The sequence below is a fragment of the Streptomyces sp. NPDC052109 genome (assembly GCF_040680195.1).
GTDB lineage: Bacteria > Actinomycetota > Actinomycetes > Streptomycetales > Streptomycetaceae > Streptomyces.
In genome coordinates this window covers 882,588-895,882 of record NZ_JBFAWF010000001.1, presented here as the reverse complement: position 1 = coordinate 895,882, position 13,295 = coordinate 882,588, and the positions used below count along the sequence as shown (strand labels likewise).

At 72.8% G+C, this 13,295-nt stretch carries 14 protein-coding genes; 7 read left to right on the top strand and 7 right to left on the bottom strand.

What is annotated here, in order from left to right; translation table 11 throughout:
- Positions 1–20 precede the first annotated feature (20 nt).
- Positions 21–1,046 carry an ATP-binding cassette domain-containing protein gene (locus AB0L59_RS04090; protein WP_365578924.1) on the top strand — a complete coding sequence of 342 codons (1,026 nt, stop codon included), beginning with the start codon at positions 21–23 and terminating at the stop codon, positions 1,044–1,046.
- Positions 1,043–1,867: an ABC transporter permease gene (locus tag AB0L59_RS04085; protein ID WP_365578922.1), complete on the top strand. Its 825-nt coding sequence runs from the start codon at positions 1,043–1,045 to the stop codon at positions 1,865–1,867. The genes AB0L59_RS04090 and AB0L59_RS04085 overlap by 4 nt, the downstream gene beginning before the upstream one ends.
- Before the next feature lie 13 nt (positions 1,868–1,880).
- On the opposite strand, the gene AB0L59_RS04080 is transcribed toward AB0L59_RS04085, so the two are convergent.
- A complete protein-coding gene (locus AB0L59_RS04080; RefSeq protein ID WP_365578920.1) occupies positions 1,881–5,159 on the bottom strand; it encodes a BTAD domain-containing putative transcriptional regulator in 3,279 nt (1,092 codons plus the stop codon).
- Positions 5,160–5,173: 14 nt separating this feature from the next.
- Positions 5,174–5,653: a DUF6578 domain-containing protein gene (locus AB0L59_RS04075; RefSeq protein ID WP_365578918.1), complete on the bottom strand. Its 480-nt coding sequence runs from the start codon at positions 5,651–5,653 to the stop codon at positions 5,174–5,176.
- A 117-nt stretch (positions 5,654–5,770) separates the two neighbouring features.
- Here AB0L59_RS04075 and AB0L59_RS04070 point away from each other — a divergent pair, with 117 nt between their 5' ends.
- Positions 5,771–6,541, top strand: a complete 771-nt coding sequence (locus tag AB0L59_RS04070; protein ID WP_365578916.1) for a site-2 protease family protein — start codon at positions 5,771–5,773, stop codon at positions 6,539–6,541.
- Between the two features lie 6 nt (positions 6,542–6,547).
- Here the strand turns inward: AB0L59_RS04070 and AB0L59_RS04065 are convergent, their stop codons facing one another.
- The 3 genes from AB0L59_RS04065 to AB0L59_RS04055 are packed head-to-tail and all read right to left on the bottom strand — an operon-like array spanning position 6,548 to position 8,601.
- Positions 6,548–6,772: a hypothetical protein gene (locus AB0L59_RS04065; protein WP_365578914.1), complete on the bottom strand. Its 225-nt coding sequence runs from the start codon at positions 6,770–6,772 to the stop codon at positions 6,548–6,550.
- Positions 6,773–6,776: 4 nt separating this feature from the next.
- Positions 6,777–7,490: an NADPH-dependent F420 reductase gene (npdG, locus tag AB0L59_RS04060; protein ID WP_365578912.1), complete on the bottom strand. Its 714-nt coding sequence runs from the start codon at positions 7,488–7,490 to the stop codon at positions 6,777–6,779.
- A 37-nt stretch (positions 7,491–7,527) separates the two neighbouring features.
- Positions 7,528–8,601 (bottom strand): sialidase family protein, encoded by a 1,074-nt coding sequence (locus tag AB0L59_RS04055; RefSeq protein ID WP_365578911.1) that lies wholly within the window; start codon positions 8,599–8,601, stop codon positions 7,528–7,530.
- 139 nt (positions 8,602–8,740) lie between these two features.
- On the opposite strand from AB0L59_RS04055, the gene AB0L59_RS04050 reads away from it, so the two are divergent.
- Both AB0L59_RS04050 and AB0L59_RS04045 read left to right on the top strand, forming a co-directional pair.
- Complete coding sequence (locus AB0L59_RS04050; protein WP_365578909.1) at positions 8,741–9,337, top strand: hypothetical protein; 597 nt, start codon at positions 8,741–8,743, stop codon at positions 9,335–9,337.
- 52 nt (positions 9,338–9,389) lie between these two features.
- Entirely contained in the window at positions 9,390–10,658 is a 1,269-nt protein-coding gene (locus tag AB0L59_RS04045) for an MFS transporter (RefSeq protein ID WP_365578907.1), read from the top strand.
- Between the two features lie 9 nt (positions 10,659–10,667).
- Here AB0L59_RS04045 and AB0L59_RS04040 read toward each other — a convergent pair whose 3' ends face one another.
- Positions 10,668–10,898, bottom strand: coding sequence for a hypothetical protein (locus AB0L59_RS04040; protein WP_365578905.1), 231 nt, complete (start codon positions 10,896–10,898; stop codon positions 10,668–10,670).
- 58 nt (positions 10,899–10,956) lie between these two features.
- Between AB0L59_RS04040 and map the strand changes: the two genes are divergently transcribed.
- Positions 10,957–11,814, top strand: coding sequence for a type I methionyl aminopeptidase (gene map, locus AB0L59_RS04035; protein WP_365578903.1), 858 nt, complete (start codon positions 10,957–10,959; stop codon positions 11,812–11,814).
- 120 nt (positions 11,815–11,934) lie between these two features.
- The gene (locus AB0L59_RS04030; protein WP_365578901.1) at positions 11,935–12,582 is read left to right on the top strand and encodes a biliverdin-producing heme oxygenase; all 648 of its coding nucleotides are present in this window, start codon (positions 11,935–11,937) and stop codon (positions 12,580–12,582) included.
- 13 nt (positions 12,583–12,595) lie between these two features.
- On the opposite strand, the gene AB0L59_RS04025 is transcribed toward AB0L59_RS04030, so the two are convergent.
- Complete coding sequence (locus tag AB0L59_RS04025) at positions 12,596–13,249, bottom strand: PhzF family phenazine biosynthesis protein (protein WP_365578899.1); 654 nt, start codon at positions 13,247–13,249, stop codon at positions 12,596–12,598.
- Positions 13,250–13,295 lie beyond the last annotated feature (46 nt).

Here is a 13,295-nt window from a genome sequence, read left to right as displayed (position 1 = left end):
CCCCTGGCACTGTCTTCGGCATGACGCGAATCGATGACATCCCCACCGGCGCGAGCCACGCCGTGACGGTACGGGGACTGGTCAAGCACTACGGCGAGACCAAGGCGCTGGACGGCGTCGACCTGGACGTGCGCGAGGGCACCGTGATGGGTGTGCTCGGGCCGAACGGCGCCGGCAAGACCACCCTCGTACGGATCCTGTCCACCCTGATCACCCCGGACGCCGGCCGGGCCACCGTGGCCGGCTACGACGTGGTGCGCCAGCCCCGGCAGCTGCGCCGGGTGATAGGCCTCACCGGGCAGTACGCCTCGGTCGACGAGAAGCTCCCCGGCTGGGAGAACCTGTACATGATCGGCCGGCTGCTGGACCTGCCCCGCAAGGACGCCCGCGCCCGCGCCGACGAACTGCTGGAGCGGTTCTCCCTCACGGAGGCGGCCAAGCGGCCCGCGAGCACGTACTCCGGCGGTATGCGGCGGCGGCTCGACCTCGCCGCCTCGATGATCGGCCGCCCGGCCGTGCTGTACCTCGACGAGCCGACCACGGGGCTGGACCCCCGTACCCGCAACGAGGTGTGGGACGAGGTGGAGGCGATGGTCGGCGACGGCGTGACCGTGCTGCTGACCACCCAGTACATGGAGGAGGCCGAGCAGCTCGCCTCCGAGCTGACCGTGGTGGACCGCGGCAAGGTCATCGCCACCGGCGGCATCGACGAGCTGAAGGCCCGCGTCGGCGGGCGCACGCTCCGGGTCCGGCCGCTGGATCCGATGCAGCTGCGCCCGCTCGCCGCGATGCTGGACGAGCTCGGCATCACCGGGCTCGCGAGCACGACCGTGGACCCCGACTCCGGGACGCTGCTGGTGCCGATCCTCAGCGACGAGCAGCTGACCGCCGTGGTCGGCGCGGTCATCGCGCGCGGCATCACGATCTCCTCCATCACCACCGAACTGCCCAGCCTGGACGAGGTGTTCCTGTCCCTCACCGGCCACCGCGCCGGTGCCCCGCAGGACACCTCGCCCGCCGACGCCCGCCAGGAGGTCGCCGCATGAGCGCCACCACCCTCGCCGCCCCCGTGTCCGCCGACGCCGACGTCCGTATCCCGCTGCGCGGGCACCTGCGGCACACCGGCGCGCTCATCCGCCGCAACCTGCTCTGGATCCGCCAGGACCCGGAGTCGATGTTCGACGCGCTGCTGATGCCGATCGTCTTCACGCTGCTGTTCGTGTACGTCTTCGGCGGCTCGATCGGCCAGGCCCTGGGCGGCGGCCAGGAGAAGTACGTCCAGTACGTCATCCCCGGCATGCTGGCGATGATGAGCATGACCCTCTCGCAGGGCGTCGGCACCGGCTTCAGCCAGGACTTCAACAGCGGTGTCATGGACCGGTTCCGGTCGCTGCCGATCGGCCGCGGGTCGGTGCTGTTCGCGAAGATCGCCGTCGAGCTGGGGCGGATGCTGTTCGCCACGGTCATCCTGATGGTCGTCGCCGTCCTGGTCGGGTTCCACATCCACCACTGGGGCGGGCTGTTCGCGACCGTGGGCCTGTCCGCGCTGTTCGCCTCCTCGATCATGTGGGTGTTCCTCACCCTCGGGGTGATGCTGAAGAGCGCGCAGTCGGTGCAGGGGGTGGGCTTCCTGGTGCTGTTCCCGCTGCAGTTCGGGTCGTCGATCTTCGCGCCGACCAAGTCGATGCCGGGCTGGCTGCAGCACTTCACCGACTACAACCCGCTGTCGACCCTGGCGGACGCGGCCCGCGGCCTGATGATCGGCGGGCCGGTGGCGCACGACCTGTGGGTGACCGTGGCCTGGTCGGTGGCGATCACGGCGGTCATGGGACCGGTCGCGATCCACAAGTTCCGCACGAAGAGCTGACGTTCGCCGTGCGTCAGAGCAGGGCGGTGGCCTCCGCGAGGGAGAGGCCACCGCCCTCGGCGTACGCGGCCCGGTAGGCCGGCCCGTCCAGGGACTCCTGAATCCTTTCCTCGGCCATGTCGTGGCACCGGCGCTCGACACCGGAGAGGATGTGCCCGGGCGGCAGCAGGGCGTGGGCGGCGCCCAGGCAGCGGGCCGCGTCGGCGGCACGGCTGCCGCCGTCGAGGCGGGCGAGGGCCATCGCGGCGGCGTAGAGGCAGACGGAACCCAGGTGCGGGGCCACGGCCTTGGACAGCGGGTCCTCGGCGAGGCGCAGCGCACTCCGCGTCCGGTCCAGTGCGTCCGCCGCACGGCCGTCCAGGGCGTCCAGCCAGGCCTCCTGGGTGAGGATCATGGAGTCGAAGACGACGAAGTGCGCGATCTTGAACTCCTCGCGCAGCTGCCGCAGTTGTTCCCGGGCCTCGGCGGTGCGGAAGGTCAGACCGAGCCAGCAGGCGAGGAACAGCCGGGCGGCGGGCATGGCTTCGTTGTGGGAGCCGTCCCTGCTGGCGATGACGTCCCGGAGCAGCTGCTCGCCACGCTCCATCTCCCCCGCCTCCATGAGCACGCTGCCGAGGCGGGCGCGCAGGACGGCCATCTGACCGCGGGCGCCGAGGCGTTCGGCGTGCGCGATGGCCGCCTGGTAGTCGGCGGCGGCCTCGCGGTTGGCGCCCTGGCGTTCATGGGCCTCGCCGCGCGCGGACAGCGCCTCGGCGGTGCCCCAGGCGTCACCGAGGCGGCGGAAGATCTCCAGGGCCTCCTCGGCGTCACGGGCGGCGTTGCCCGCCCAGGCGGTGCGGTTGGCGAGCAGGCCGGCGCGCATCTGCAGGGCACCGGCCAGCTCCCACTCGAAGCCGGGGGTGTTCCGGCAGGTCTCCACGGTGGCGTCCATGATCGTGCGCAGCCGGTCCATGCCGCCGGTCAGTATCTCGGCGAAGAACCACAGCATGCCCGGGGCCCGGCAGGTCTGCGGCAGACCGGGCTCGTACACCTCGGTGACGGCCCGCAGTTTGGCCTGCGCCTTGGGGGTCTGCCAGGCCTCCAACTCGGTTTCCATGCAGGCGAGATGGGCCAGATGGACACCGCGCCTGGCCTCAGCGAGGACCTCCCCGGCGTACGGGGGCGGGGCGTCGGTGCAGCGCTGCCGGACCGGGCGGGCCGGGCGGATCGGTGCGGCGAACGGGTCGGGGCCGAGCCCCATGACCTCCCGGCACCAGGTGCGGGTCTCGATGCGCTGGTCGCGCATCTGCCAGAACCACAGCAGGGACAGCACCAGGCACAGCGCCTCCTGCTCGTCGTGGCCGGCGACGGCGTGCCGCAGGGCGGTGCGCAGGTTCTCGTACTCCGCCTCGAACCGGTCGATGGCGGTGCGCTGTTCGGGCCCGCGCAGCAACGGGTCGGTGGTGCGGGCGAGTTCGCGGTAGTACGTCAGATGGGCGCGCTCGGCCGCGGCGCGGTCCCCGGTCTCGTCCAGCCGTTCGCCCGCGTACTCGGCGACGGTCTCCAGGAGCCGGTAGCGCATCCCGCCGGCGGCCGAAGGGGCGGCCACCACCAGGGACTTGTCCACCAGGGAGCCGAGCGCGTCGAGGGCCACGGGGCCGCACACGGCCTCGGCGGCGGCCAGGTCGCAACCGCCCGCGAAGACCGACAGGCGGGCGAGGACGTCCCGTTCGTCCGCGTCGAGCAGCTCCCAGGACCAGTCCACGACGGCGCGGAGGGTCTGCTGGCGGGGAAGCACGGTGCGGCTGCCGGAGGTGAGCAGCCGGAAGCGGTCGTCGAGCCGGTCCGCTATCTGGCGCGCGGTCAGCATACGCAGCCGGGCGGCCGCCAGTTCGATCGCGAGCGGGAGGCCGTCGAGCCGCCGGCAGATCTCGGCGCACGCCTCCGGATCGTCCCCGGTACGGAACCCGGGCCGGGCCGCCGCGCCCCGCTCGGCGAGCAGCCGCAGCGCGACCGGCTCCGGCAGCGGCTCCACCGGCCGCAGCAACTCCCCCGGCACACCGAGCGGTTCACGGCTGGTGGCGAGGACGACCAGCCCCGGACAGCGCTCCAGCAGCCGGACGGCCAGCTCGGCCGCGGCCGCCACGACGTGCTCGCAGTTGTCGAGGATGATCAGCATCCGGCGCCGGGCGCAGTGCTCCACGATCCGTTCGAGGGGGTCGTCGTGCCGGTCGGTGACCGCGCGGATGCTCTCGGCGCCGGCGCCGTGCAGCACCGTCTCGCGGGCGCCGATCGCGGTGAGCACGGCCTGCGGTACGGCGTCGGGGTCGTCCACGGGGGCCAGCTCGGCCAGCCACACCCCGTCCGGGACGGTGTGCCGTACGGCCTCGGCGGCCTCCTGGGACAGCCGGGTCTTGCCGGCGCCCCCGGGGCCGAGCAGGGTGACCAGGCGGGCGGAGGTCAGGTCGGCACCGATGGCCTCGATGTCGGCTTCCCGGCCGACGAAAGAGGTGAGCCGGGCGGGCAGGTTGCCCACGGCCGGCCGAGTTTCCCGCGGCTGCTGCGGCTGCCGCGGCTCGGACCCCTGGGCGGTCAGCAACTCGGCGTGCAGGGCGCGCAGTTCGGACCCGGGGTCGGCGCCGAGCCGGTCCGCGAGCAGCCGCCGTACGTCCTCGTAGGCGGCGAGCGCCTGGGCCGGGCGGCCGGTGTCGCGCAGGGCGCGCAGCCGCAGCGCCTGCAGCGGCTCGTCCAGCGGGTGTTCGTCGCACAGGGCGGTCAGCTCGGGCAGGGACTGCTCGGCTTGGCCGAGGGCGAGGGCGGCGGTGTGCCGGGCGCGAACGGCGTCGCGGCGGCGGGTCTCCCAGCGGGCCGCCTCGGCGGTGTGCTCGGGCAGGTCGGCGAGGGCGGGGCCGCGCCACAGGGCGAGCGCGTCGTCGAGGACGGCGGCGGCCTTGGCCGGGTCGCCGTCGGCGAGCGCGGCGAGGCCGTCGCCGGTCAGCCGCTCGAAGCGGGTGAGGTCGACGTCGTCGGGCGCGGCGGTGAGCCGGTAGCCGCCGTCGGCGGAGGCGACGGCGTCCGCGCCGAGGGTGCGGCGCAGCCGGCCGACGAGCGCCTGGAGTGCCCCGGCGGCGTCGGCGGGCGGGTCGGCGCCCCACACCTCGTCGACGAGCACGCCCGCGGGCACGGTCCGTCCCGCCCGGAGCGCGAGCACGCCCAGCAGGGCACGCAGCCGCGCCCCGCCGACCGGGACGGCCGTACCGTCGGGGCGGAGTACCTGGGTGGTGCCGAGCAGCCGATAGCGCACGGGGACCATTGTCGCCGGTGCGGTCAGCGGAGGTCACCGGGATTGCCGTCGGGCACCTCCAGGGTGACGAGGGCGCCCGTGGTGCGACGGATACGGTGGGGTCCCCGGTCCCTGCCGGGTTCCTCCTTCCCGAACCACTTCGGGCAGGTGCCGACGGCCTCCAGGGTGTGCGCGCCGGCCACCGGTTCTCGGCGGTACGGGGACGGGAGGACGACCAGCCGCGGTGGTTCCGCGGCCGGCTCGAGGGCGCGGCCGACGCGCTCGAGGGCGCGCGGATCCGTGTGCACGAGGTACTCCTGGCGCACCAGCTCGATGGCGTGCACGCGGCCGGCGGTCGCCTCGTCCGGGCCGCCGTGGTTCTCCACCCACGCCTCGGCGCCGTATCCGCGCTCCTGCGGTACGTCCTCGGCGTCGTACGCCACCAGCGTCCAGGACACCTCGTCGCCGACCCTGAACGGCGTGCCGCAGCACTCCATCTGCCAGTCCTCGTAGAACACCCTCATCCGTGGCATTCCCCCAGGGTCCAGGAACCGGACGGCGAGCGCGAGACGTTTCCCCCACGAGTCCGCGGCCGGTACGGTCGCACTCCGACCCTCCCCGCCCCGCACAGGAGCCCGCCGATGACCACCGCCACCACCCGCCGCGGCGACCGCGGGGTCAGCCCCGTGTTCGTGGGGATCCTGACCGTGACGGCGGTGACCGGCTGGGCCACCTGGACGGGCTGGGCGGCGCGGCCGGGCGTCGCGGTGTTCGTGTTCGTGACGGCGGCCTGGATCGTCTCCCTGTGCCTGCACGAGTACGCGCACGCGCGCACGGCCCTGCACGGCGGTGACATCACGGTCGGCGCGAAGGGCTACCTCACGCTGAACCCGCTGAAGTACACGCACGCGCTGCTGAGCATCGTGCTCCCGGTGATCTTCGTGATCATGGGCGGGATCGGGCTGCCGGGCGGCGCGGTGTTCATCGAGCGGGGCCGGATCCGGGGCCGCTGGCGGCACAGCCTGATCTCAGCGGCAGGCCCGCTGACGAACGCGCTGTTCGCGGCCGTGTGCACCGCCCCGTTCTGGCTGCACGCCCTGGACGGCGTACCGGACGACTTCCGGTACGCGCTCGCCTTCCTGGCCCTGCTGCAGGTGACGGCCGCCGTGCTGAACTTCCTGCCGGTTCCCGGCCTGGACGGCTACGGCGTGCTCGAGCCCTGGCTGTCGTACAAGGTCAAGCGCCAGGTGGAGCCGTTCGCGCCGTTCGGCCTGCTGTTCGCGTTCGCGCTGCTGTGGGTGCCGTCGATCAACATCGCGTTCTTCCACATGATCGACGCGATCCTGAGCGGACTGGGAGTCAGCGTCCAGGACACCTCGTCCGGCTGGAGCCTCTACCGCTTCTGGGCCTAGGTGTGTCTAGGCCGCCCGGCCGCGCTTGATGTAGTACCAGGTCATGTTGGACGTCAGGCCCGCCAGCAGCACCCAGATGATCCCCAGCCAGCTGCCCTGGGCGAAGGAGACGACGGCGGCGGCCACGGCGAGGACGCAGACGACGAGGGTGTAGAGGGCGATGCGGGGCATGACGGGGGGCTCCTGTCGGGGACACTGCTCGGGACTGCTTCGCCGACCAGTGTCCCCCATGGGCTCAGACGTCAGTGACGCGGAGCCCGGCGTGTGCCTTGTAGCGGCGGTTGACGGAGATCAGGTTCGCCACCAGCGACTCGACCTGGTGGGCGTTGCGCAGCCGCCCGGCGAAGACGCCTCGCATGCCGGGGATGCGCCCGGCGAGGGCCTGCACGATCTCCACGTCGGCGCGCTCCTCGCCGAGCACCATCACGTCGGTGTCGATCTGCTCGATCTCCGGGTCCTGGAGCAGGACGGCCGACAGGTGGTGGAAGGCGGCCGCCACACGCGAGTCCGGCAGCAGGGCGGCGGCCTGCTCGGCGGCGCTGCCCTCCTCGGGCCTGAGGGCGTAGGCGCCCTTCTTGTCGAAGCCGAGCGGGTTGACGCAGTCCACGACGAGCTTGCCGGCCAGTTCCTCGCGCAGGGCCTTCAGCGTGTCGCCGTGGCCGTCCCACGGTACGGCGACGATCACGATGTCGCTGCGGCGCGCGGTCTCGGCGTTGGCGGCGCCCTCGACGCCGTGACCGAGCTCCTCGGCGGCGGCCTGGGCGCGCTCGGCCGCTCGCGAGCCGATGATCACCTTCTGGCCGGCCCGGGCGAGCCGGTAGGCGAGGCCCTTGCCCTGCGGTCCGGTGCCGCCGAGCACGCCGACGACGTACCCGGAGACGTCGGGCAGGTCCCAGGGGTCCTTGGCGGGGGCCTTCGCAGGGGTCTGTGCGCTGTCGGTAGAGGTCATGGGGCGACTCTACGTCGGTGACGGACACGGCACCGGTTCAGGCGAGCCGGTGCACCGGGATCCGGCGGAAGGTGATCGTCTCGTAGGCGGTGAAGTCCCCGGTCTCGTAGAGGAGTCCGACGGTGTCCGCGTCGACGCGGACCAGGTCGGAGTAGGCGGCGGGCAGCCCGTCGACGGTGAACGCGGTGTGCCAGGTGGTGCCGCCGTCGGTGGAGGCGCGGATCGTCATCAGTGCGCGGAAGGCGGGGTCGGCCGGGCCGGAGTAGAGCAGCAGGTCGGGGGCGCGGAGCTGGAGGACGGACGCCTCGCAGACGGGCGCGGCGAGCCCGGCCTGCGGCCGGAACGGCTTGACCAGGGACTTCCCGCCGTCCTCCGAGTGGGCGTCGGCGCGGTTGCCGGGCGCGGGCGAGTCGTTGCGGGTGTTGAAGTAGACGCGCCCGTCGGTGAGTTCGGCGGCGGTGGTCTCGTTGACGTTGACGTACCCGTCGGTGTTCTCGTCCAGGTAGCCGAGGTACCAGGTCTCCCCCCGGTCGTCGCTGAGCAGGCAGTGGCCACTGTTGTACCGCGGCTCGGCGCCGGTGTCGGTGCCGGTGGGCGGCAGAGTGTGGTTGGCCGGGACGAGGACGCGGCCACCGCCGAGCTGGACGGCGTGTCCGGGGGTGGTGGCGTACCAGCGCCAGCCGGGCTTCTTCACCTGCGCGGTGATCTCCGTGGGCGCGGACCAGCTGACGCCGTCGTCGTCGCTGTGCTGCACCCACACGCGCCGTCCGTCGGCGTCCTTGACCTGGCCGCGCAGGATGGCGGCCTCGGTGGCGCCGGCGGCGGCCCGGATGTGCACGAGCAGGATCCGGCCGGTGTCCAGGACGACGGGGGCCGGGTTGCCCGCGAGATCCGTGCCGTTGCTCGCGGCGACCTGGAGCGGCTCCCAGGTGCGGCCGCCGTCCGTGGACCGCTTGAGCACGATGTCGATGTGCCCGTGGTCGGCGGCGGAGTCGACCCGGCCCTCGCAGAAGGCGAGCAGGGTGCCCGCGCCGGTGGCCACGATCGCCGGGATCCGGAAGCTGGCGTAACCCTCGTGTCCGGCGCGGAAGGGGACGGTGACCTCGGTCATCGGGCGGCTCCTCGGGATGCGTACGGGACCGGTTCGCACGGGGACGTGTTCGCACCGTGACCGGTGAATGTCCCCGGGGTGGGCGAATTCCGGGTGAACTGCGCGTCACGAGTGGCCGGTTGCGGCAGGATGCGGACGCATGGACGCCGTACGGGTCGCGCTGCTGCGGGAAGTGCTCGCCGGGACCGAGTGGCTGGGGGCCACCCGTCGATTCGCGGGGGTGCTGCGCGGGTCGGTGGTGGCGCACGGGGGCGGGCTGCTGCTGGTGGGCACGCCGGAGGACGAGCCGTGGCATCTGGCCGCGCACCTGGTGGACGAGGCCGCGTGGTCCGGGACGCCGGAGCTGGCCCCGACTCTCGTACGCCATCACGCGCGCCCCGGCGCCCCGCCCCACCTGGCCGTCGGGCCGGGCCGCATCGAGGCGGCGCGGCGCGGTGAGACCCTGCTGGTCGTGGCGCCCAAGGAGCCGGAGCCGCTGCTGCAGCGGGTGCACGACGCCCGCCGGGCCGGGGTGACCGTGCTGGCTCTCGGCGCGGGCGGGGGCGAGCTCGCCGCCATGGCTCACGACACGCTGGCCGTGCCCGAGGACGCGGAGCTGGACCTGGACACCGTGCAGCATCTGGTCAGCGCGGCGGCCGGGGAGAACGCGGGCTCTTTGAGGGTTCGGCGGGGTTTCCGGGACCGGTTGGCCAGACTGGCGGAGGCTCTGACGGCACCGCCACCCGCCCCCTGGTGACGTCGTGGAAAAGCGGTTGCCTCCTGATCCCGCCCGGCCGAACATGCCTGAGGTGACCCGCGCCCTGCTCCCCGACCTCTCCCCCTGGAAGGCCTCCGCGGACTTCCGTCGCCTCTGGAAGTCCGGCCTTATCAGCAACTTCGGCAGTTTCCTCACCTTCGTCGCGCTGCCCGTCCAGCTGAAGGACATCACCGGCTCGGCGGCGGCCGTGGGCGCGGTCGGCGCCGTGGAGCTGCTGCCGCTCATCGTGTGCGGACTGTACGGCGGCGCCCTCGCCGACGCGTTCGACAAGCGGAAGCTCATCGTGTGGACGGAGGCCGGTCAGGGCCTGCTCAGCGCCGCCCTGCTGCTCAACGCCCTGTTCCCGCGCCCCGCGGTATGGCCCCTGTACGCCGTCGCCGCCCTCTCCTCCGCCCTGGTCTCCGTGCAGCGCCCGGCGCTCGACTCCCTGTGGCCGCGGATCGTCGCCCACGACGACATGCCCGCCGCGGCCTCGCTGAACTCGCTGCGCTGGACCGTCGGCGGAGTGGCGGGCCCGGCGGTCGCGGGCGTGGTCGTCGCCTACGCGGGCCTGGGCTGGGCGTACGCCGCCGACCTGCTGACCTTCGCGGTCTCGCTGGCGTACATCGTGCGGATCGCCCCCTCCCCCGCCTCCCACGAGGCGTCGAAGCCCTCGGCGGCCGCCGTCCTGGAGGGCGCCCGGTACGCCTGGAGCCGCAAGGAGCTGCTCGGCACCTACGTCGTCGACCTCGCGGCGATGTTCCTGGCCATGCCGGTCGCGGTGCTGCCGTTCCTCGCCGACGAGCTGCACGCCGACTGGGCGCTCGGTCTGATGTACGCCACCGTCCCGGCCGGGGCGATGCTGGTGAGCCTGACCAGCGGCTGGGCCTCCCGGATCCACCGGCACGGGCTGATGGTGGTGCTGGCGGCCACCGGCTGGGGCCTGGCCGTGGCGGCGGCCGGCGTGTGCGGGAACGTGTGGCTGGTCCTGGTCTTCCTGACCGTCGGCGGGGGCTTCGACATGGTCAGCGGGATCTTCCGGGCCGCCATGTGGAACCAGACGATCCCGGACGAGCTGCGCGGGCGGCTCGCCGGGATCGAGCTGCTGTCCTACTCGGTCGGCCCGCAGCTGGGTCAGGTCCGGGCGGGTGGCCTTGCCGCCTGGGCGGGCGTACGCACCTCCGTCGTCTCCGGCGGGCTGGCGTGCGCGGGCGCCATGGGGCTGCTCGCCCTCTGCCTGCCGGGACTCATGAGGTACGACGGCCGCACCAACGAACACGCGGTGCGGATGCGCGAGCGCCGCGCCGCCGTACCGCTCTGACCGGTGCGCTCACCGCTCCTGGCCCTCGCCCTTCGGCGCGTCGTGCCAGCGGGGGTCGTTCTCCCACTGGAGGTTGCGCTCGGCGGCGGTCTCCATCGCGCGCTGGGCCTCCTGAGGAGAGGTGTACGGCCCGAAGCGGTCCTTGCCCGGGCAGTCCGGGCCCTCCTCGACCTTCTTGTGTTCCAGGCAGTAGTACCACTCGCCCGGTTTGCCGACGGTGCGCTTCTTGAACAGGGGCATGGACAGCTCCTCTCGCCAACGACATGTTCCCCCATGTCCGCTCGATAGACTCGCTGGCATGTCTGGCCAGTCGCTGCTCGTACCAGGGGAACTGTCCCCCACCCGTTCGGTCCCCGGAAACATCCGCCGTCCCGAGTACGTCGGCAAACCCGCGCCGGCGCCGTACACCGGGCCGGAGGTGCAGACCCCGGAGACCATCGAGGCGATGCGGATCGCCGGCCGTATCGCCGCGCGGGCGATGGAGGAGGCCGCGAGAATCATCGCGCCCGGGGTCACCACGGACCAGCTGGACAAGGTCGCCCACGCGTACATGTGCGACCACGGCGCCTACCCGTCCACGCTCGGCTACCGCGGCTTCCCGAAGTCGCTGTGCACCTCCGTCAACGAGGTGATCTGCCACGGCATCCCGGACTCGACGGTCCTCAGGGACGGCGACATCGTCAACCTGGACGTGACGGCGTACATCGGCGGGGTGCACGGCGACAACAACGCCACCTACCTGGTCGGGGACGTGGACGAGGAGTCCCGGCTGCTGGTGGAGCGGACCCGGGAGTCCCTCAACCGCGCGATCAAGGCGGTCAGGCCGGGCCGGCAGATCAACATCATCGGCCGGGTCATCGAGTCCTACGCCAAGCGCTTCGGCTACGGAGTCGTCCGTGACTTCACCGGTCACGGCATCAACTCCTCCTTCCACTCCGGCCTGATCATCCCGCACTACGACAGCCCGCACGCGACGACGATCATGCAGCCGGGCATGACGTTCACGATCGAGCCGATGCTGACGCTGGGCACGCACGAGTACGACATGTGGGACGACGGCTGGACGGTCGTGACGAAGGACCGCAGGCGGACCGCCCAGTTCGAGCACACGCTGGTGGTGACGGAGACGGGTGCGGAGATCCTCACCCTGCCCTGACGCCGCCCACTCCCCCGGCCCGCTCTCTTCGGAGGGCGGGCCTTCCTCGTGCTCCGGATGTTTTCCCGACGCCCTGTCGGTAAACTTACCGACAGGGCGTCGGCAAACCGAGGAGTGTCCATGGAGTCGTTCTCGACCCTGATCCGCACCGCGTCCCACGAGCAGCACAGGGCCGCGGAGACGTCGTCGTTCATGACCGACCTGCTCGGCGGCCGGCTGGGCGTGGCCGCGTACGCGCGCTACACCGAGCAGCTGTGGTTCGTGTACGAGGCCCTGGAGAGCGGCGCCGGGCGGCTGGCGTCGGACCCGGTGGCGGGACCGTTCGTCCGGCCCGAGCTGTTCCGGCTGGCCGCGCTGGAGCGGGACCTGGCGCACCTGCGGGGGCCGGCGTGGCGCGCGGGCCTGTCCGCCCTGCCGGCCACCCGGGAGTACGCGGACCGGATCCGCGACTGCGCCGGACGCTGGACCGGCGGTTACGTCGCCCACCACTACACCCGCTATCTGGGCGACCTGTCCGGCGGCCAGATCATCCGCGACCGGGCCGAGAAGGCCTGGGGCTTCGCGAAGAAGGGCGACGGCGTCCGCTTCTACGTCTTCGAGGGCATCGCCAACCCGGCCGCCTTCAAACGGGGTTACCGCGAACTGCTGGACAGGGTGGAGGCGGACGACCTGGAGAAGCAGCGGATGGTCGCCGAGTGCAAGCGGGCGTTCGCCCTGAACGCGGCCGTCTTCCGGGCGTTGGGCGAGGAGTTCCCGTTGAGCGCCTAGCCAGGCCCTGTCGTCAGACTCCCTGGCGCTCCAGGAACACCCGCCCCCCGATCTCCACCCACCCGTGCGGCTGCGGTGCGGTCAGGATCTGGGAGCCCCGGCCCTGGGTGATGTTCAGGGCGCGGCCCAGCCGGTCGGTGAGGAGGAGCGCCGCCGCGCCGGTGGCCTCGTCCTCGTCGATGCCGTCGTTCCGTCCGGGGAAGGCGCGGGCGCGGACCCGGCCGGCCGCCTCGTCCTCCCAGGCCCAGGCGTAGATCCACTCCCCCGGTGGCGGCAGTTCGAGGGCGTCGACCTCGGCAGGGGTGCCGTACTGGCGCAGGGTGCGCGGTGGCGCCCACTCCGGCCGCGCCTCGATCCAGCTGAACTCCCCGTCCTGGCGGGCGCCGACGACCCCCGCGGGCGTGACCAGTTCGGGTACGTCCAGCAGCCAGGCGGTGCCGACGCAGGGGTGACCGGCGAAGGGCAGCCGCAGGGTGGGCGTGTAGATGTCGATGACGCCGCGCTCGGGGTCGTCCACGAACACGGTCTCGCTGAAGCCGAGTTTGGCCGCCAGTTCCTGCCGGTCGCTCCGCTCGGGCAGGACGGAGCCGTCGCGGACGACGCCGAGTTCGTTGCCGCAGCCGGCGTCCGGTCCGCAGAAGACGCGGAGTACGTCGTAATCAGTCACCGGGGAATTGAAACATCGCGGCACGGGCGAGGGCGTGCCGGGCGGG